Source organism: Pseudoflavitalea rhizosphaerae (genome assembly GCF_003991355.1).
GTDB lineage: Bacteria > Bacteroidota > Bacteroidia > Chitinophagales > Chitinophagaceae > Pseudobacter > Pseudobacter rhizosphaerae.
Genome location: NZ_RCSU01000017.1, coordinates 121,059 through 141,954 on the forward strand (window position 1 = coordinate 121,059; position 20,896 = coordinate 141,954).

The following is a 20,896-nucleotide window of genomic DNA, read 5'->3' on the forward strand; positions in this document are numbered from 1 at the left end:
TGTAATGCCCGGATTGTCAGGGTTTCAGCGGATTGGAAACCTTTTTCCGGAGCTGAGAATAGCCGGCGGGAAAAAGCGTTTACGGGCAGTCAAAAATTTTTGCTTTTTGCAAATTTGACGTATTATTGTGCCGGAATAAGGCTGATAAGTCGCCCCTGATTTCTCTCAACTCGTCAGTTTTTCTGATTCCGTTCAATATTATAACTCATTTCAAATCGTTTTTTCAACACACAAAGATTGGTTTTCTGATCAAGTGTTAAACACTCAAGATTTTTATGTATGACATTCTGCAACTGAACGACATGCTCGTTCCTGAGCTGCTGGATATAGCAGAGCAGTTAAAAATCTCCAACGCTAAAAAGCTCGACAAGCAAGAACTGATCTACAAGATCCTCGACAAACAGGCCGTCCTGGCCAGCGCTAACAAGGGCAACAACGCAGAAGAAAAAGGCAAACGCAAACGTGTTATCAAAGCAACTACCGCCAACAGCACAGAAGAAGCTGATGTTATGAGCGGTGGTGAAGAAAAGAAAAAAGAAACCAAGGAAACTCCTGCCGGCAAAGGGCCTGTAGCGAAGAAGAAAGCAATGGAGAAATCTGTGGAGAAAGCTGCAGCAGCAGCGGCTCCCGCTCCTGCGGCAAAGAAAGGCCGTGGCAAGAAGGATGCACAGCCGGTTGAAGAACAACCGATGCCGATCGACCTTGATTCCAATATACCCAATGAAATTGAAGAAGATGATGTAGTGGCTATCGAACAACCAGGGGAACAGCCAGGCGAACAACCCGGTGAAGTGGTTCATCAGCAGGGACATAATGGAGACAATCAACATAAACCTTATCAAAACCGCCGTGAAACTACCTTCAACATTGAGTTTGACGGCGTGATCCTCGGCGAAGGCGTTCTCGAAATGATGCCCGATGGATATGGTTTCCTCCGATCTTCCGATTATAACTACCTCTCTTCTCCGGATGATATTTACGTTTCCCCTTCACAGATCAAACTCTTCGGTCTCAAAACCGGAGACACTGTGTATGGTGCGGTTCGTCCTCCCAAAGAAGGTGAAAAATATTTCGCACTGCTGAAAGTGGAAACCATCAACGGCAAACAGCCTGAAGATGTTCGTGACCGTGTTCCTTTCGATTATCTCACTCCGCTCTTTCCTTTCGAGAAACTCAATCTCTTCACTACTCCCAACAGCTACAGCACCCGTATCATGGACCTTTTCACGCCAATAGGAAAAGGACAACGCGGACTGATCGTAGCACAGCCTAAAACAGGTAAAACCGTTCTGCTGAAAGAAGTAGCCAATGCCATCGCGCAAAATCACCCCGAGTGTTACCTGATGGTGGTGCTGGTGGATGAGCGCCCTGAGGAGGTGACCGATATGGAACGCAGCGTAAGAGCAGAAGTGATCGCATCTACCTTCGATGAACCTGCCGAGAAACACGTAAAGGTTTCCACTATCGCACTTCAGAAAGCAAAAAGACTGGTTGAGTGCGGACATGATGTGATCATCCTCCTGGATTCCATCACCCGTCTTGCACGCGCCCACAATACTGTTGCTCCTGCTTCCGGTAAAGTACTCTCCGGTGGTGTGGAAGCTAACGCCATGCAGAAACCGAAACAGTTCTTCGGCGCTGCACGTAAGATCGAGAATGGCGGATCACTCACCATCCTCGCAACTGCCCTCATAGACACCGGCTCCAAAATGGACGAAGTGATCTTCGAAGAGTTCAAAGGAACCGGTAACATGGAGTTGCAGCTGGATCGCCGCCTGGCTAACCGCCGCATTTTCCCTGCTATCGATCTGGTTGCATCATCCACCCGCCGCGATGACCTGCTGCTGGAAAAGGAAGTTCTCCAACGCATGAACCTGCTTCGTGTGTACCTCACCGATATGAACACGGAAGAGGCGATGCATGAACTTCTCAGAAGAATGCGCGGAACCAAGGATAACCAGGAGTTTTTGGCGAGCATGAATGGATAAGAAGATTCTTAATTTATATCCGGCCGGTTGGGCTTTCCCAGCCGGCTTTTTTTATGTGCTGTTGGCCGGGAAGGGATATTAGATCCCGGCTGACGAAACGAACCAACGCGGGAGGATGTTTTTTGAGCTTTTAGTTGGGAGGATGGGGCTGTAGTATTTCTTTTCAGCTTCTTCGCTTACGTTTCGAAGGCCGGGATCTAATATCCCTTCCCGGCCCCGGGCACAATGAATGTGCAACAGCTTAGGCTGATGAATCATTTGGGCCTTTATAAATGAAAAGGCTTCCTGTTTATTCAGGCTGAAAAAACTTTGGTTAGTCCGTCCTTCCCCGCGCATGGAGGAAGTTCATGCATTTAGAAAAAAGAAGGGGGAAAAGTGCATCACCCTGATGAGTTGCAGTCTGCAATAATGTTGGATAATGATGTTGAACTAATACAGAGAGGAATTTAATGCAGAACTAAGGGCAATTGAATGTAATGCCTCTGCCTGCCATTATTTTCGCTGATGCACCTGTTCCCATTCTCCCTCACCAGCGTGGTGGGAAGTGATGCACACATCTCACAGAAAAACTTTTACCGTATCAGTGTGCTCTATCAAAAGGGATATAGGTGTTTTAAGGCCTCGCAAATACAAGCGAAGAAGCCCAATAAAATTACCACCGCCCATCAAACCCTGAAAAGCAAAAAAACATCCTCCCGCGCAGTTGTATTTCGCAGCCTTAAAACACCTATATCCCTTTTGATAACAACAAAGAGAAAGTTTTTCAGGAAACAGGGAGCAGCCTACTTCAACACCACGCCCTTCAACCTCTCCTTTCTCCATTGACCGGCGAGCTGATTAGCAGCCTGCGCATCATCGAGTTCATAAAGATGGTAGGTGTTGTCTTCGAGGTTGATCTTCCAGACGGTTATTTTTTTGCCGCCATTCTCTTCGTTTTCCTGGGTGCCAACGATCACCAGTTCATTGTTGCTGGTCCAGAAAGCATCTTCAACAGAGCCGCCGGGTCCCATGAAGAGGAGGCGTTTGCTTTTACCTGATTTGGGGTCGATGAGATTTACTTCGGTATCAGGACCTCCGGCAGTGCCGATAAGTCTGCCGCGTGAGTCTTTGCGGATATCGATATTGTAGCTGTCGAGATCGATGAAACGTGTACTGTCAGGTGAATATTTGAGGAATGTTCCGTAGGAGGCGTAATAGTTTTTGGCAGGTTTGAAATCCTGGGTGAGCAGGGAATCCTGTTCGTAGCTGCTCTTGTATTTGAAGCGACTCCAGTCGAAGTTGGAGATCTTTGTTTTGGCGTAGTCTGTGAAGCCTGCGGTCTGGAAGCGCTGGATGGTTTCGGCAGTGAGTGTGGAATCCGGACCGGTAGTAACAACGCTGTCTGTTGTTTCTGTTTCATCATCGGGTTGGGCCTGTTTGTCTGCATTGTCGTTGCAGGCCGTGGCGGAAATGATGAGGAATGCTGATATGGAAGTGTATATAGTGTATTTCATCATGAGAACGTTGTTGATTAAGGTACACAATAATTCGGCATCGGCCTGTTAAGCGGTGCTGGCGCGGGGTTTATTTAACGGGGTTTTAATAGATATGACTTGCGCACTGTTCCGGACTTCCTGCAAATTGTTGATGGAATGCATCAGGATGCGGGAGCTAATGCATCGATCTTCTGTGCCAGTTTCCTGTCTTTCTCCGTAATGATATCGCCTGCATCATGCGTGGAGAGCCAGATCTCCACTTTATTGTAAACATTGGTCCAGAGGGGGTGGTGGTTCATTTTCTCCGCTTCAATGGCCACACGCGTCATGAAAGCGAATGCTTCAGAGAAATTGCGGAACTCGAATTGGCGATAGAGTTGATTGTTTTTTTCCTGCCACATAATGAATCGGTTTAACAGACTTAAAATATCAGGTGACCCTTGTTCTTGATTTTTTCATTGGTCAGCTCCGTTACCAGTTGTACGGGCGAGAGGGAACGGATGCCGGTTACCAGTTGTTGCATAAAATCTTCGGCCACGATATCTCCTTTGAGGAGCCAGAGGAAGTCGAGATGTTTGAATTCCGGCAGCAGGTATTCACCATCATACTGGTTGTGATAAAGATAATGCACCAGTGAGGTGGTGGGCTCACGGTATTCGAAGATGGAGAAATAATAGTTCCGGGATTTCTTGTAGAGTTGTATCTCGATCTCGTTGTTGATCCGGAAATCGTATCGCAGCAATTGATTGAGCTGCCAGCAGAACTGATAGTTCTTTACAGATGCCACAATGCCCAGTAAGCGGGTATTGTCGAAGAAATCATCTGCGAGATCGTCGAAGTCTAGTTTCAGTTTCATGGATGGCAGGTATTGGCCTGATGCTTACCGGAAAGTTACTTTGGTTTCCAGGGTATCGTTTCCTCGTTTGTATTTAACAGTTGTTGAGTCGCCTTTTTTGAATTTGGAGAGCGCCTGCATATAAGCTTCCATGGAAGAGATGGAGTGCTCACCCAGTTGAATGATCACATCTCCTGTTTTGATACCGGCTTTCTGTGCCGGCCTGTTATCGCTTACGCCATCGGCGCGAACGCCTGCTCCGGTGAAAGTGTAATCAGGCATTATGCCGAGTGATACACTGAAGCGGGCTGAGCTGGATGTTTGTGTTTCGCGGGTTTTGGCGAAGGCCAGTTTACCTTTCGTATTGGTGGCTGTAACAATATTCTCGATGCATTTGATCACCAGCAGCTCACCTTTATAGTTGATCTTATTGTAATCGTCTGAGGGTTTGTGATAGTCTGTATGCAGGCCGGTGAAAAAGAAAAGAACAGGAACATCCATCCGGTAGAAAGAGGTATGGTCGCTGGGGCCGGTGCCACTGGAATCGAATTTGAAGGTAAGCGGATTGTGCTTAGGGCTCATGCTGCTGAAGATCTCGCTCCAGACCGGGGACGTGCCATAGCCGCCGACGGTGAGTGTTTTGCTGCTGTCGTTCAGTCTTCCCACCATATCCATATTGATCATATAGTTCACCGATTTCAAATCGATGGTAGGCTGCTGTGTAAAATATTTGGAGCCGTTGAGGCCGAGTTCTTCTGCGGAGAAAGCGATAAAGAGATAATTATTGTTTTTGTTCTTTGAGGATTTGATCAGTCGGGCCAGCTCGATGAGTGCAGCGGTTCCGCTGGCATTGTCGTCTGCCCCGTTATGGATCTGGTTTTTCACGCTGGGCGCCATGCTGTTGCCATCTTCGCCGAATCCAAGGTGATCATAATGCGCACCCAGCACAATCGTTTGGGCGGCGCCGTTATCGATATACCCGATCACATTCTGGCCGGTACGTGTTTTATCGCCTATATCCACACGGATCTTGACATCATAAGTGCCGGATTCATCCTTGAGCCAGGTGCTCACTGCTTTGGGGGTGAGGTAGAGAACGGGAATGGAAGCTGCGGCTGACCTGTCTTTGCCGTTGAATTTCAGGTTGTCTTTAATGGATGAAGTATTGAAAAGTACCAGGGCGGTAGCGCCTTTGGCAGCTGCTATGCCCACTTTTTCCTTTATGGCGGATTCGAGATCGTAATGCGGATTGTCTTTGTTGTCTTCCAGCATATTCCTGAGATCCGTAAACCAGGGCACTCCTTTTTCGGCGAGGGCTGTACTCACAGCTGCTTCCACGGTTGTATTGGGGCTGAAGGCAAGCGGGAAATAGTCTGTATTCAGCTTTAGATGATTGTCGTTGATGATGAAAAGCGAGGCTTTGTTCACCTGGCGGCCTTCATTGATCTCGAAAGGCTGGAACCAGTTATTACCCGGTCCTTTGGGCTGCAGGCCGGCGGCAGCAAATTGTTTGCTGATATATTCCCCGGCAAGTTTTTCGCCATTGCTTCCTGCGCGGCGGCCTTCCAGCTTATCGTCTGCCAGGTAAGCGATATGCGTCTGGAGATTGGTCATAATGGCCTTATCGGCCTTTTTCAGTTTCTGCGCCTGTACATTGGAGGAGACGATGAGAACGAGGGAGGCTATACTTAATGCGCGGATCAGCATATAGTAGAATTTTTCTTTAATAGAAGGATTGCTGCAAAGGTACTTGTCAAACTGTATACCAATCATTCTCCTGTAATAAATTCCCTGAATAGTAAACTAATGGTTAAATTCAGGTTTTGCGGAAACACATTATTAGAATACCCTAACGCAACTGACTGATTGTAAAGGGGGCACATTGGATTTCCATTAAGATTTGATAATAGCCTTTATTAGCTCGTGTTTTTTCCTTTACTTTTGCAGATTGGCCTTTTCTGAAGAGGGCTGAGGAACTATAATCTTAAAGAACAGCATGGCACTACCGCATCTCATTAAGTACGTGTATACCAATGGAACTGATGAAGTGATTCGTAGAGGCAAAAAGATCCACGCCATTGGTTATGTAGAGTTGGTGGATTACGATGAGCTCCTGGACTCTGTTGTCTTTCGTGTGAAGGACGATAGCTACAGCACCTATTATAAGGTGAGCATTCAAAAGTTCAAAGACCCCCGGAACCTCTCTGTCCGTTGTGCATGTCCCTACAACCTGGGCGATATCTGCAGGCACGAGGCTGCAGCCCTCATCCAGCTGCAGGAAATGCTCGACAAGAACATGCTCAAAACCGAAGAGGTGGAGTATGATCAGCGTCACACCGTAGTGAAGATGAAATTCATCGATCTTAAAACACTACGGCTCCTCTGCTCTCCGGACGCTTATTCAGCAGCTGAAGTTTATCTCCGCACACAACGTGCGGATATTGAATATGCCAAAGATGAAATGGTAAAAGCGACTGTTACCATCGATGGCAAAGCCTACAAGGTAGTACTCCGGAAAAATGAAGAACGCAACTTCGATAGCAGCTGTGATTACGAAGACAAACAGCATCCGCTCTGTTTGCCCAAAGTGATCGTGTTCCTGCAATTGCTGAATGCATACGGGCCCTACTACTTCGATACCATCCGCAACTGGGATAAAGAAAAGAACAAATTGCTGGAAGCTTACGGCTACCAGCTTTCTGATAACCTGGAAGGGAAATTTGAATTCACGTACAAGGATGGAAAGCCCTTCCTCCGCGTTCTGGACCCTACCATCAAACGCGTATCTCCACAGGATTCCGCCAAACTGCGCGCAAAACCTGTAATGGCAGAAGCAGAAACAGTAACAGCCGAAACGCCTGTTGCAGAAGACTCCGAAGCAAAAGTACTTCCCGCCAGCCCGATGCTGAGGCTGGGCGTTGTATTCAATTTCAATGCAGACAGCTATCCCGGCTGGACCATCGACGCCATCAGCGGAGAAGCCAATGAATCCTTCACTGAATTTACAGGAAAAGTGGAAAAGCTCGACTTGAGTAAATTCGTGAATATAGAGGCATTCAGTGAGCAGGACAAACAACTCTTTGCTCCCATCCGCAAAATGCAGGACAGCGAGATCACCAAATACCTGAACAGGAACTCTCCGTTCAGCGGTATCTGGGAAAATATCATTCACCATGAAAAAGATGAACTGCCTGAAGAAACAAAGGCGCTCATGAGTGAATACCTCCACCCCAAACTGAAAAAACTTTTCGTTGATATCGCTTCCAACCCATTCGTTTTTTACCTGAATGGCAAGAAGGCGTTCAAGACCACCAACCTGCACACCGTAGGCGTGGTTACGGATTTCATCACGCCCTGGTTCAAAGTGAGCCGTAGCGGCGATCATTTTGAAGTGGAAGCCTGGGTGAAACTGAATGGTCAGAATGTGCCCATCAGCGAAAACACCATGAACAGCGGCCTGGTGTTCTTCCACAATGAAAATCTTTTCCTCTGGGATACTTCAGAGATCGTGAACCTGGTGAGCCAGTTCCAAAGCAAGGGCGGAAAGCTCAGGTTCTCCAGGTCCGAATGGCCGGAACAGCTTCGCACATTCGTGTTGCCACTCACGCGCGAGTACCATGTTGAATTCGATCAAACCCTGATCAGTGAAGTGAAAGATGGCGACCCGGAAAAACGTGTAGTGCTCCAGGAAAAAGGAGATTATCTCATCTTCATGCCTCTCTTCAGTTACAAAGGTTTTGAAACAAAGGCCGGCGGCAAAGATGAACTGGTGATCCCTGATGGCGAAAAAGTGCTGGTAGTACATCGCGATAAAGAAAAAGAACTGAACTTCTTCAAGAAACTGGAAGCGCTGCATAGCAATTTCATCAGACCGGAAGGCGGACAGCAACTGGCATTGAAAGGAAGCGATGTGCTCAAGAATAACTGGTTCTTCCTCTTCGTGGATGCGATGAAAGACATGAAAGTGCCCGTATTCGGATACGATGCACTGAAGAATTTCCGCTTCAATACCGCCAAGCCACAAACGAAGATCCATATCAGCAGCAATACAGACTGGTTTGATGCGCGCGTGGACATTCTCTTCGGCGAGCAGAAAGTAACCATCGCAGATGTGAAGAAAGCGCTGGCCAACCGTCAGCAGTTCGTTAACCTTGATGATGGCACGCTCGGTATCCTGCCTGAAGAATGGATCAAGAAATACTCGCTTCTCTTCCGTGTGGGTGAAGGCAAGCAGAACCAGCTTCGTTTATCGAAATACCATATGAGTGTGATCGATGAGCTGTATGAAGAAAGGAATGAAGAGGAACTGGTACTGAAGCTGGAAGAGAAATACGAAACACTCAAGAACTTCAATAATATCCGCGAGATCCCCGTGCCCGAGCACCTGAAGCCGATCCTGCGTCCATACCAGGAGCATGGTTTCCACTGGCTCAATTACCTGAGCGAGATCGGATGGGGTGGTATCCTGGCAGATGATATGGGTCTAGGTAAAACCATCCAGGCTTTATCATTCCTTTATTACTACAGGAAACATCATGGAAAGCTGAGAGCACTGGTTGTTTGTCCAACCACCCTGATGTTCAACTGGGAGAATGAGATCAGGAAGTTCACGCCCGAGCTTACCTACCATATCCATCATGGCGGCGAACGCACGCGCGACAAAGAACAACTGTCCAAAGCAGAAGTGATCATCACCACTTACGGAACCCTGCGCAGCGATATCAAACTGCTGGTTGATATTCCCCTGGACTATGTAGTGCTGGATGAAAGCCAGGCTATCAAGAACCCGGCCAGCAAGGTTACCAAAGCCGCCAGCCTGCTGAATGCTAAAAATCGTTTATGCCTCAGCGGTACTCCATTGCAGAATAACACTTTCGATATTTTTGCACAGATGAACTTCCTGAATCCCGGCATGCTCGGTAGTATCGAGTTCTTCCGCCAGGAATTTGCCATTCCCATCGATAAGTTCGGGGAAGCAGACAGGAAAGACCATCTTCGCAAGTTATTGTTCCCATTCATTCTCCGCCGCACCAAGGAGCAGGTGGCAAAAGATCTTCCTGAAAAAACAGAGACCATCCTCTTTTGCGAAATGGATGACGAACAACGTAATATCTATGATGCGTACAGGAATGATTTCCGCGACAAAATCCTTGGCACCATTGAATCACAGGGGATCCAGCGCTCACAGCTTACCATCCTGCAGGGCCTGATGAAATTGCGCCAGATCTGTGATTCGCCGGCTATCCTGAATGAATCCGAGAAATTCCCCAATCATTCCATCAAGCTGGAAGAGCTTGGCCGGGAGATCACTGAAAATATCAGCAACCACAAAGCGTTGGTGTTCTCACAATTCCTGGGCATGCTGGGCCTGATCAAGGAAAAGCTGAGAGAACTGGACGTAGACTTCGAATATTTCGATGGCAGCACCACGGCCATTGAACGCGAGAGGGCCATTCAGCGGTTCCAGAATGATGATAAATGCCGTGTATTCCTCATCTCCCTCAAAGCTGGTGGTGTGGGTCTTAACCTCACTGCCGCCGATTATGTATACATCGTTGATCCCTGGTGGAACCCCGCTGTGGAGCAACAGGCTATCGACCGTACACACCGTATTGGTCAGACTAAGAACATCTTCGCCTATCGCATGATCTGTAAAGACACCATCGAAGACAAGATCCTGCAACTTCAGGATAAGAAGCGGGTACTGGCCAAAGACCTCATCACAGATGATGAAGGTTTTGTAAAGAGCCTCAGCAGAGAAGATGTAGAATACCTCTTCAGTTAAACCTGGCTGTAGGAAATGGATCATAGGAACCTGGGTTGCTGTCATTCTCTGCACAAGTTTGTCAGGAAGGCAGCCGTCTAAATTCCTATTATATTCTATTTATTCCTACAGCCATGAGCAAAGCTTTACTGGTATTACTGTTTACTTTCACAGCCGGCACTACTATGGCCCAGAAGATCCCGGGCAGTATCAAAGGCAAACTCACTGATTCAACGTACAGGGAACAATTGGCGGAAGCTACCGTATCAGTAATGCATGCGGAGGATTCAACACTTGTATCCTTTAAATTATCCAACGATAAAGGCGAATTCGAAATAAAAGACCTCGATACCGGCACCTTCCGGCTTTTGATCACTTACCAGGGATACCAGCCTTACTCAAGAAAATTCAGCATCACCAGGGACTCTTTCAATATAGACTTCCGCACCATTTACATGGATAAGAAGACCACTTTACTCGACGAAGTTATTGTGGAGGCCCCGCCCATACAGATAAAAAAAGATACTGTTGAGTTCAGGGCAAGCGCTTTCAAAACCAAAGTGAATGCTACTGCTGAAGACCTCCTGAAAAAATTACCCGGCGTTCAGGTTGATAAAGATGGTAACGTGAAAGCGCAGGGAGAAGACGTGCCAAAAGTGTATGTAGACGGAAAAGAATTCTTCGGCACCGATCCCAAAATGGCTACCAAAAATATCACTGCCGATATGATCGAGAGCATCCAGGTATTTGATGATATGAGCGATCAGGCAAAGTTCACGCGCATAGACGACGGCAGCCGTTCAAAAACCATCAATATCAAACTTAAAAGAGATAAAAGAAAGGGATACTTCGGCAGAGCCACTGTGGGTGCGGGTTCTAATGATCGCTATGAAGCAAGTCTCAGTTTTAATCGCTTCGATAATGACAGGCGGATCTCCATCCTGGGTGGTTCCAACAACGTGAACAGGCAGAATTTTTCTTTCAATGATGTGATCGGTGGCATGGGTGGATTTGGCTCGAGAGGCGGCGGAGGCGGCGGAATGGGGATGATGAGCACCATGGGTGGCGGTGGATTTGGCGGCGGCGGTCGTGGAGGTCGTGGTGGTGGCCGCGGCGGAGGCGGCTTTGGTGGAGGAGGCGGTGGCTTCAATCTGGGCGGTGGCGGAAGCGGTATAACTAAGAATACTTCTGCAGGTATCAACTACACAGACAAATGGGGAAGCAAGCTGGATGTAACTGCCAGCTATTTCTTCTCACAATCCAATACGCGTTCAGATCAATCCAGCTCAAGAACAACCTTTTTGCAGGATACAGTCCTGCGCCAGGTAGAGAACGCATTCTCAGACAATATGAACCAGAACCATCGTCTCAACCTGCGGATGGAATATTATATCGATTCCATGAATTCCCTTTTGTTCACGTCAAACGGAACTGTTCAGCATTCAACTTCCAACATGCTCGATACTTTTACTACCTATAAAAGTGTTAGCAAAGGACCGGAATTCAGGTTCATCGATGGCCGTAATGAAAACACGAATGAAAGGGACGGGCTTAGTCTCAACAGTTATCTCCTTTACCGCAGGAAATTCAATAAGATTGGCAGGACCCTCACACTGGGATGGAACAATTCGCTGAACAGAAGTGATGGTAACGGAAGATCAAATGCTCCCTTCTTATATTACAATGAGGACGGAACACTGGACCAGTTGATCCCGCAGGATATCAGGAGTAATCAAAAAACCAGGTCCAACAATAATCAATATAGTGTAACTTATACTGAGCCTATTGGAAGGAACAAATTGATAGAAGTGAATTACGCATTCCAGGATAACAAAAGTACCTCAGATGCAAAATCTTACAGCTACAACGACCTTACCGGTAAGTACGATTCTGTGAACACTTCCCTCACCAATTCATTCGAGAACAAATATGCCATACACCGTGGTGGCGCCAACTTCAGGATGCAATGGACAAATGCCAGTTTTCAGTTGGGCGGCGCCATGCAATACTCCGAGCTGGAAAGTATCAGTAACAGGTATGTGAAAGGGAAAGACACAACTTTGATAGTGTCTCAGTCGCAACTCAACTTTGCACCAACTGCCAACCTGAATTACCAGTTCACCAAAACACAGCACCTGCGGATCAACTATCGCGGAAGGACCAACCAGCCAAGCAGTAGCCAGTTGCAGGATGTTCCCGATGTCAGCAACAGGCTGCAGATCCGAAATGGTAATCCCGGATTGAAACAGGAGTACACGAATAATTTGTCTGTCAATTTCTCAAATTTCAACGTACAGAATTTTCAGTATGTGAATGCCAATATGCAGTTCTCCAATACCAGCAACAAGATTGTTAACAGCATTCAGGATGTGCCTTCCGGAATACTGGAAGCCGATTCGCTGGGAAAGGGCGCCCAATATATTGTTCCTGTGAATATGAACGGTTCTTATAACACATCAGCCAATGTTACCTTCGGCTTTCCGCTGAAAGGAAAATTCAAAGGAAGCAATTTGAGTTTCAATACCAGCGGCTCTTATAACAAAGACGGAAGTGTTTTATACGAGGTAAAGAATTTCACCAAAACACTGGCGCTTACGCAGGGTGCAGGCATCAACCTCAGTTATAAAGACAACCTGCTTTTAGGGTTGAATGCCAATCTTACTTATAATAATGTAAGCTATTCTTCCTCCAGCGCGTTGCAACAAGACCAGAAATATTTCACACAAACCTATTCTGCTGACGTCAGTTATACTTTCTTCAAAAGCCTGGTGCTCTCTACGGATTTCGATTACCTGATCAATACAGGCAGAACAGATGGTTTCAACCAAAGCATTCCATTACTCAATACCAGCCTTGCTTTGCAGGTTTTCAAAAAGAAAAACGGCGAGATCAAATTCTCTGTATACGATCTGTTGAACCAGAACCAGAATATTAGCAGGTCCGTTGGTGATAACTATATCCAGGATACAAGAACAGTGGTATTGCAAAGGTATTTCATGCTAACGTTCATGTTCAACCTTAATAAGGCTGGAGATAACAGGGCGCAAAGGCCTGCGGGTATGCCAGGCAATATGCCAAGGAATATTGAAAGGCAGATTCGGAATATGGGACGAAGCGGCACTAACTAAAAAAATATTGATAAAGGAACCCGTTCAAAATTTGGACGGGTTTTTTGTTATCTATTGAATGCTGAAAGTTTAAATTTGCCCGGTGCATCTCTTTTTATGCGTCAGTTTTTTTGCCAGGCGGCCTGATGAGTCAATAATTCAAATGAAAAAACAAACAAATGAATTTAGAACGTATAGGGCGCCTGCGCTATGCTCAACCGGGATGGCGGTGATATCCTTTTAGGAGTTGAAGATAATGGCAAAGTACCAGGAGTGAATGAAAGTTCGATTTCCAAAATGGTAACGGACCTGGTTAATCTTTCTAATAACCCGCAGAAGATCGATCCTCCATTTATTCTATTTCCACAAGTATATGAGATCAATGGTAACAGGATCATACACATTCAGGTACCGGCGAGTTCCCAGGTACATAAAACCGGAAAGATCATTTACGATCGCAGTAATGATGGTGATTTTAAGGTAGAGCAACCCTACCGGATTGCCGAAATGGCGAATCGAAAACGTAACCATTATTCCGAGGGTATGATTTACCCGGCTTTGCGAATTACGGACTTGAAGCAGGATTTATTTACTAAAATAAGAAACCTTATTCGTGGTAATAATCCAGATCATCCCTGGCTGACATTAGATAACCAGCAAATGATGGAAATTTCAGGTTTATGGAAGAAGGATCACCTGAGCGGGCAGGAAGGCTTTACTTTAGCTGCAGCTCTATTATTGGGTAAAGATGAAGTGATTCAGCACATAATACCGCATTATAAAATTGATGCGCTGGTAAGGATCAATAATCTTGAACGGTAAGACGATCGTTTATACATTCAATCCAATCTTATAGATGCTTATGACATGTTGCTGGACTTTGTAAACCGGCATCTGCCAGATAAGTTTTATCTGGAAGGAGCGCAACGCATAAATCTTCGTGCCACCATCTTCAGGGAAATTGTTGCGAATCTTATCATTCATCGGGAGTATACCAATGCTGCTCCGGCAACATTTATCATTTATGCAGATCGTGTGGAAACAAGTAATGCTAATAATCCGCACGGTAAAGGCCCTATCGACCCTACCAATTTTGTTCCTTTCCCTAAAAACCCATCCATTGCTAAATTCTTTATTCAACTGGGGCGCGCAGAAGAGTTGGGCTCAGGTATATTAACAACCAGCCGTTTAATGAGAGAATATGCAGGTAATGGAAGAGCAATGTTTATTGAAGGCAGAATTTTTAAAACGATCATCCCTCGTCCGGAGAGTAAGACGATTGTGATCAATGACGCGATAATTGATACAGTAAATGGCGCGATAAATGGCACGATAAATGGCACGATAAGCGATCTGATAAAAGATAGATTGAGCAAGGCGATAAAGCTGTTGTATGAAAATCCGGGTTTGAAGGTCAATGAATTGATTAGGGAACTGGATGTGTCTGAACGAACAGCAAAACGGGACCTTGAGAAGATTCGGAGTTTGGTAGAGTATCGGGGCAGTAAGAAAACCGGCGGATATTTTCTCTCCGATTTTATGCTCTCAAAACTGAAGGAGTGACAGATAACAAAAAAGTCCCGACCCTAAGGCCGGGACCAGCACATACAATGTGGTTTCAGAGGTAAGTGCTTATAGGTGTAGAGGAACTATCTCCTTTTGGCAAAACCGGGTGTGCTGATTGGCGACTGGCCAACCATCAACACGGAGCAAATACTTCTGAGGAAATTAAATAGATTGAATGTGGGTCTGTAAATTCCGCTGTAGACTTTAGTACGGTGGACATCGTAGTACATAGTCTTCTTTTTCATTGATATTGGTTTAGGATATTAAATTCAAGGCGTACCATAACTATCAACGAGGCTTTGTAGAAATTATTGTATGTAGCCCCATAGTATTTTTCCTATTTGATCCGGAAAAAGGTATTACTAATTTTCGGGCAAATCCTCGGCCCATGAAAAGTGTACAGATCCTGCTACTCTTTTTAACAACAACACTAACGGCAACGGCTCAGGGCGTTTTCAGCAATCAAACCAATGCTGCGCTACAGCGCGTGATTGAAGACTACCCCAACCGATTTAAGAATATCAAAGGCGACCTGCTGCAGGAAAGCGGCAACGCTGCTGATTACCAATCCAAGGTTCAGATCCCCGGATCACTTCACTGTGTGATCTCGCTGGCCAGTCAACCCGCACCCCTTTCCAACTGGACCTGCTCCATCTTTCTCTCTACCGATTATGATAAAGCCAGACAGAAATACCAGGAGCTCTATGACCAGATCAGCAATACCATCATTCGCATAAAAGGACAAAAACCATTCATTCTTAATGGTTCCTACACAACACCGGAACAGGAAAGCAAATCAACCGCCACCCGCTTTCAAATGACCCCCGCCCCTGAATGCGTACAAAACCTGAAGATCGAGATCAACCTACGCTTCAAGGAAGAATGGGAAGTGGTGCTCAGCGTATACGAATAATTGAATTATTAACCTTCATTAACATTAAAGCAAGACTGGTTAACCTGTTTTGGAATCATCCAGGAATACTTTCGTAGGTAATAACCCACGAACAGAACTGGTATGAAAAAAATATTGTACTCACTTGCGCTGATACTTCTTCCTTCTCTCCTCTTAGCCCAGAAAAATGGAATGGTTAAAGGCGTATTGTACGATTCTGTTGCCAAACAGGCCATCAGCTCTGCCACCATCAGCCTTCTTCATCAGAAGGATTCATCCCTGGTAGGCTTTACGATGTCTGATGAGCAAGGAAGATTCCAGTTGGATAAATTGACTAACGGGAAGTACAGGCTGATGATCACCCATGTGAATTATCACAACAGCAACCAGCTATTCGCCATCAGCGATACTTCAGGACAGAAAGATCTCGGGCGCATTTTCCTGTCTGATCTTTCTCAAACACTGGAGGAAGTAGTGGTAACGGCGGAAGCTCCACCCATCACCATGATAGGTGATACTGTTCAATACAATGCCGGCTCATTCAAAGTGGCGCCCAATTCCAACGTTGAGCAGCTCCTGAAAAAATTGCCCGGTGTAAAAGTGGACAAAGACGGCACCATCACCGCCCAGGGTGAAAAAGTGAAAAAGATATTGGTAGACGGAAAGGAATTCTTCGGCAACGACCCTAAAATGGCTACCCGCAATCTGCCCGCAGACGCAGTGGACAAAGTACAGGTATACGATAAACTCAGTGAACAGGCGCAGGTGACAGGTTTCGATGATGGCAGCAGCCAGAAAACTGTGAACCTGAAACTTAAAAAAGATAAGAACAAAGGGGTGTTCGGAAGGGCATCTGCCGGTGGAGGCACAGACGACAGGTTCGAGGGCCGGCTCAACCTGAACGCCTTCAATGGCAACAGAAGGCTGTCCTTAGTGGGTATGACAAACAACACCAACTCCGATGGGTTCTCTTTCAACGATATCATGTCTATGACCGGCGCCCGCGCCAGCATTGCAGGCGGCGGAGGCATTACCATGGTTACGATGGATGCCAGCTCACTGCAGGGAGGTTCCGGGGGCAGCGGCAATATCCGCACCATCTGGGGAGGCGGCGTGAACTATAATGATATGATCGGCAAAGCCGATGTATCAGGCAATTATTTTTATAATCACTACAATCCCAGGACAGCCTCGGAAACCAACAGGCAGAATTTCCTGGGCGACAGCTCCTGGCTTTACAAACAATCATCTATAACCGATAATATCAATAATAGCCATCGTCTTAATATGGTGGCGGATATTCCACTTGACTCCTTTCATTCCATCCGCATCGCTCCATCTATCAATACACAGGATACGCGAAACAATGTAAGCAGGGACTACCAAACAATGCAGAACGATGGCAAGCTGGTGAATGAAGGCTCCAACAGGAGTACAGATCATACAAAGGGATACACTTTCAAGAATGATATCCTCTTTCGCAAATTATTCAGGAAGCAGGGCCGTACTTTCTCTTTAAGCCTCTCTACCAACCTGAATGCAAGCGATGGCAATGGCACACTGCAGTCTGTCACTGGCTTTTACAAACCCGCTGGCAACCTCACCAACAGGGATACCATCAGTCAGCGCAATGAGCAATCCTCCGATCTGCGAAGCTATCAGGCAAAAGCTGTGTACACGGAGCCTATCTTCAAAAGGTCATTGCTCGAGTTCAGCGCTGGCAATAGTTATCAGAAAGCAGGCTCTCAAAAAACAACATGGGATATAGACCGCATCAGCAAACAGGAACAGGTAAATGATGATTATTCCAATGATTATACTAATACCTATGGAACCACTGATGCGGGGATCCGCTTTCGTTCCAAAGGGAAAAAATACGAGTACTCACTGGGTGGCTCCTGGCAAAGGGCGAGCCTGAGCGGTACCATTACAGCTGGTAACAAAGATTCTGTACTGAAAAAAGATTTCGATAATTTTTTACCCAATGCCAGTTTCAAATATACATTCAAGCAAATGCATATACTGAACCTGATGTACAGGAGCAGTACCAATCAACCTTCAGCAGGCCAACTGCAACCCGTACCCGATAACAGCGACCCACTGAATATCCGCCTGGGTAACCCTGACCTGAAACAGGAATTCAATAATATGCTGTCGTTGGGGCTCAACATGGTAAATCCCTACGAAGGCAGGAATCTCTTCTTCAATCTCACTGCCCAGCTGACCAACAATAAGATCGTTGACGGAGATTCACTCACTGATAAGGGTATACGTATCACGAAACCCGTAAACGCCAATGGTGTATACAACCTCTCCGGCAATGTTAATGCAGGGTTACCTTTGAAATTTTTCAAAGGACGGCTGGGGCTGGGATCGTCCGTTAATTACAGCAGCAGCAAACAGTTGCTCAATCAAAAGGAGAACCAGATCCGCAGCCTTACTGCCGGCCCGAATGTAAGCCTGGACCTGAGTCTTACAGATATGCTGGATATCACGCTGAGGGCCGGCGTTAATTATAACAAGGTCAGGTATGCGTTAAGCCCTGAGTTGAACAATAAATATTTCAGTCAGACCTATGAATCTGAACTAAGCTGGACCTTACCTAAAGATTTCTTTTTCTCTACCGATTTCAGTTATGTAGTTAATAACCGGCTGACCGAAGGCTATAATCTCCGCGTACCATTATGGAATGCGGCGTTAAGCAAACAGTTCTTGAAGAATAAGCGAGGCGAGATAAAAATTTCTGCATTCGACCTGTTGAATCAAAACGTAGATGTCACCCGGAATGCTGATCGAAATTACATTGAAGACGTAAGATCTACGGTGCTGCAAAGGTATTTCCTGCTAACGTTCACCTATAACCTGAATAAGATGGGCGGGCCTGCCGGAGGAGGCATTCAATTCCGTACAATCGGCCGCTAATGCCATAATAAACAATTGAACTGTAAAAAGGTCCCGTTGAATTGACGGGATTTTTTTATCGTATTTTTTCGAGGCAGTCACGGTATATTATGCGAGCGCATTGACAAGAATCATAAATGTGGAAATATTTTGTGAGTCAAATACTTAACCGGTACACATAATCGTTGAATTACATGTTGATCTCGTATAAATCCTATTTGACCAGAGGCTTTATATGATTATAATTACACCTTGATTTTTTTGATCAGGAGACTTCTTATTCTACCCAAACCCAATTCGTATGAAACCACTGGTGCTCTCAGCTGTAATGGCTGCTGCATGTGTGTCGGCTTCCGGGCAGGCCCTGCCCTCTATCGATCCGGATGTTATCAATGTGGCCGGAGGAACTTTCAAAAAGGGATATTACTCCCTGGATTTCAGCATAGGTGAGGCTACGCTGATCAATACGATGAAGAGCCCGGGTAATAATTTCTTTCTCACAAACGGCTTTTTGCAACCCTACATATTTGGTTTGACTATTCCTGTTGAGAATCCTCATTTCACGGATGACGAAGTGCGCATCTACCCCAATCCAACTTTCGGCCCTTTTGAGCTGAACATTTTTACCGATAAACATGGTAAGGTGAAAATCTATCTGGTAGACAGAATTGGAAAGATATTGTACACGAAGGAGAACCAGACATTCGGATTTGGTTATCGTGAGCGTATCGATCTGGCGCGTTATCCAAATGGAATATACACTTTGAAAGTGGAACTGTTCCCGGATGATGGTAGTCGCGGTAAAAAAGGAACATACAAAATCATTAAAGTAGGCAGATAACAGTAAAACAACTCCCCCCCTAAATCCAATTTTTATGAAGAAGACATTCCTGCTTTTCTTTTCCGTATGGCTATCGGTAAAGATGGTTGGGCAGGCTCCAGGCCAGATGAATTACCAGGGTGTAGCACGCAGTGCATTAGGATTAGCTATGCCTAATCAAAACATCAAACTGCGCATAACCGTTCGCGATGGAAGCGCCAACGGATCGGTCCTTTACAAAGAGACCAGGTTGGTTAAAACGAATCATCTCGGTTTATTTTCCGTAGCAATCGGCGGCCCAGGTAAAACCGATGTTACCGGAGACCTGCTTTCCATCAACTGGACAATCGGCGGAGCCAAGTTTCTTCAGGTAGAAATGGATCCTAATGGCGGAAATGATCTTAAAGATATGGGCGCTACTCAATTGCTGAGTGTGCCATATGCACTGTCTGCCGGCGCTGCAGTGCCTGCGGGTGTTGCCGGTGGAATGTTAACCGGTCTTTATCCAAACCCTTCCATTGCCAATGGGGTGATCTCTACGATACATCTTGCCGATAATTCAGTAACAGGAGTGAAGATCGCCGACGGCGTGATCACTACCAATAAAATAGCAGACGGTTCTGTTACCTTAGCCAAGTTAGCAGTTGGTTCCGGCCTGCCTCCTGTGGGTAATGCCGGAGGAGATTTGGGGGGAACTTATCCGAATCCGATTGTTGCTGTGAATGCAATTACTGCCGCCAAGATCGCCGACGGAGCAGTTGGAACTACCAAACTCGGGAACAATGCAGTTACTTCAGTCAAGCTGGCGGACAATGCAGTGACCTCTTCCAAACTGGTAGACGGTTCAGTAGGAAATGCCAAGATTGCAAACAATGCCGTAAACACTTCAAAAATCGCCGATGGTTCTATTACTACTATTAAAATAGATGATATAGCGGTTACCACAGGAAAGCTGGCTAACAGTGCAGTGACCACACCGAAAATTGCCGATGGCTCCATTACTTCAGCGAAGCTGGCTGCCGGAATTTCGCTTCCCCCCGGCGGTGCAGCAAGCGGTGATCTTACCGGTAGCTATCCCAACCCATTTGTAGCGGCCAATGCTATCAATACTTCAAAACTGGCGGATGGTTCAGTAACTAATGCCAAGCTTGTTAATTCAGCTGTCAATACTATGAAGATCGCAGACGAAGCAGTAACAACGGGCAAGCTCGCTGATGCCGCTGTGGATGCTGTTAAGTTGAAAGATGGTGCTGTAACAAATACAAAACTCGCCAACACTTCTGTTGGAACAACCAAGATCATGGATGAAGCAGTGACCACCGCAAAAATCGCTGACGGTGCCATCACTTCCGATAAACTTGCTGTTGGTCTTACCACCCCACCAGGAGGGGCTGCCAGCGGCGATCTGACAGGAACTTTCCCCAGTCCTGCTGTAGCAGCCGGTGCCATCACATCAGCTAAGCTTGCTAATGATGCCGTGACAACTGGTAAGGTTGTTGATGGTGCTGTCACCACAGCGAAAATCGCTGACGCTTCAGTAACTGATGT

13 protein-coding genes are annotated in these 20,896 nt (G+C 46.2%); 9 read left to right on the top strand and 4 right to left on the bottom strand.

The window, feature by feature from the left end:
* Positions 1–275 precede the first annotated feature (275 nt).
* A complete protein-coding gene (rho, locus tag D9Y29_RS23560) occupies positions 276–1,988 on the top strand; it encodes a transcription termination factor Rho (RefSeq protein WP_127132692.1) in 1,713 nt (570 codons plus the stop codon).
* A 782-nt stretch (positions 1,989–2,770) separates the two neighbouring features.
* Here the strand turns inward: rho and D9Y29_RS23565 are convergent.
* The 4 genes from D9Y29_RS23565 to D9Y29_RS23580 form a co-directional block, all read right to left on the bottom strand.
* Positions 2,771–3,484 carry a hypothetical protein gene (locus D9Y29_RS23565; RefSeq protein WP_127132693.1) on the bottom strand — a complete coding sequence of 238 codons (714 nt, stop codon included), beginning with the start codon at positions 3,482–3,484 and terminating at the stop codon, positions 2,771–2,773.
* Positions 3,485–3,624: 140 nt separating this feature from the next.
* Complete coding sequence (locus tag D9Y29_RS23570; protein ID WP_338143011.1) at positions 3,625–3,891, bottom strand: 4a-hydroxytetrahydrobiopterin dehydratase; 267 nt, start codon at positions 3,889–3,891, stop codon at positions 3,625–3,627.
* On the bottom strand, positions 3,885–4,319 hold the full coding sequence (locus D9Y29_RS23575) for an IPExxxVDY family protein (protein ID WP_192909902.1): 435 nt from the start codon (positions 4,317–4,319) through the stop codon (positions 3,885–3,887). Before D9Y29_RS23575 ends, D9Y29_RS23570 begins: the two co-directional genes overlap by 7 nt.
* Before the next feature lie 24 nt (positions 4,320–4,343).
* On the bottom strand, positions 4,344–6,005 hold the full coding sequence (locus D9Y29_RS23580; protein ID WP_164735524.1) for a M20/M25/M40 family metallo-hydrolase: 1,662 nt from the start codon (positions 6,003–6,005) through the stop codon (positions 4,344–4,346).
* A 289-nt stretch (positions 6,006–6,294) separates the two neighbouring features.
* Between D9Y29_RS23580 and D9Y29_RS23585 the strand changes: the two genes are divergently transcribed.
* The 8 genes from D9Y29_RS23585 to D9Y29_RS23620 form a co-directional block, all read left to right on the top strand.
* A complete protein-coding gene (locus D9Y29_RS23585; RefSeq protein ID WP_127132697.1) occupies positions 6,295–10,083 on the top strand; it encodes a DEAD/DEAH box helicase in 3,789 nt (1,262 codons plus the stop codon).
* 113 nt (positions 10,084–10,196) lie between these two features.
* On the top strand, positions 10,197–13,190 hold the full coding sequence (locus D9Y29_RS23590) for an outer membrane beta-barrel family protein (RefSeq protein WP_127132698.1): 2,994 nt from the start codon (positions 10,197–10,199) through the stop codon (positions 13,188–13,190).
* 189 nt (positions 13,191–13,379) lie between these two features.
* Positions 13,380–13,991 carry an AlbA family DNA-binding domain-containing protein gene (locus tag D9Y29_RS23595; protein ID WP_127132699.1) on the top strand — a complete coding sequence of 204 codons (612 nt, stop codon included), beginning with the start codon at positions 13,380–13,382 and terminating at the stop codon, positions 13,989–13,991.
* A gap of 45 nt (positions 13,992–14,036) precedes the next feature.
* On the top strand, positions 14,037–14,732 hold the full coding sequence (locus D9Y29_RS23600) for an HTH domain-containing protein (protein WP_127132700.1): 696 nt from the start codon (positions 14,037–14,039) through the stop codon (positions 14,730–14,732).
* Positions 14,733–15,123: 391 nt separating this feature from the next.
* Positions 15,124–15,648 (top strand): hypothetical protein, encoded by a 525-nt coding sequence (locus D9Y29_RS23605; protein WP_127132701.1) that lies wholly within the window; start codon positions 15,124–15,126, stop codon positions 15,646–15,648.
* Positions 15,649–15,750: 102 nt separating this feature from the next.
* Positions 15,751–18,549, top strand: a complete 2,799-nt coding sequence (locus tag D9Y29_RS23610; protein ID WP_127132702.1) for an outer membrane beta-barrel family protein — start codon at positions 15,751–15,753, stop codon at positions 18,547–18,549.
* A 280-nt stretch (positions 18,550–18,829) separates the two neighbouring features.
* Complete coding sequence (locus D9Y29_RS23615) at positions 18,830–19,369, top strand: T9SS type A sorting domain-containing protein (RefSeq protein WP_127132703.1); 540 nt, start codon at positions 18,830–18,832, stop codon at positions 19,367–19,369.
* 34 nt (positions 19,370–19,403) lie between these two features.
* Positions 19,404–20,896 (top strand): hypothetical protein (locus tag D9Y29_RS23620; RefSeq protein WP_206513860.1); only part of this gene is annotated, 1,493 nt, incomplete at its 3' end.

Bases quoted from the DNA above. Each gene is read 5' to 3' on its own strand.
- rho (WP_127132692.1), top strand. From the start codon at position 276: ATGTATGACATTCTGCAACTGAACGACATGCTCGTTCCTGAGCTGCTG.
- D9Y29_RS23565 (WP_127132693.1), bottom strand. From the start codon at position 3,484: ATGATGAAATACACTATATACACTTCCATATCAGCATTCCTCATCATT.
- D9Y29_RS23575 (WP_192909902.1), bottom strand. From the start codon at position 4,319: ATGAAACTGAAACTAGACTTCGACGATCTCGCAGATGATTTCTTCGAC.
- D9Y29_RS23580 (WP_164735524.1), bottom strand. From the start codon at position 6,005: ATGCTGATCCGCGCATTAAGTATAGCCTCCCTCGTTCTCATCGTCTCC.
- D9Y29_RS23585 (WP_127132697.1), top strand. From the start codon at position 6,295: ATGGCACTACCGCATCTCATTAAGTACGTGTATACCAATGGAACTGAT.
- D9Y29_RS23590 (WP_127132698.1), top strand. From the start codon at position 10,197: ATGAGCAAAGCTTTACTGGTATTACTGTTTACTTTCACAGCCGGCACT.
- D9Y29_RS23595 (WP_127132699.1), top strand. From the start codon at position 13,380: ATGCTCAACCGGGATGGCGGTGATATCCTTTTAGGAGTTGAAGATAAT.
- D9Y29_RS23600 (WP_127132700.1), top strand. From the start codon at position 14,037: ATGTTGCTGGACTTTGTAAACCGGCATCTGCCAGATAAGTTTTATCTG.
- D9Y29_RS23605 (WP_127132701.1), top strand. From the start codon at position 15,124: ATGAAAAGTGTACAGATCCTGCTACTCTTTTTAACAACAACACTAACG.
- D9Y29_RS23610 (WP_127132702.1), top strand. From the start codon at position 15,751: ATGAAAAAAATATTGTACTCACTTGCGCTGATACTTCTTCCTTCTCTC.
- D9Y29_RS23615 (WP_127132703.1), top strand. From the start codon at position 18,830: ATGAAACCACTGGTGCTCTCAGCTGTAATGGCTGCTGCATGTGTGTCG.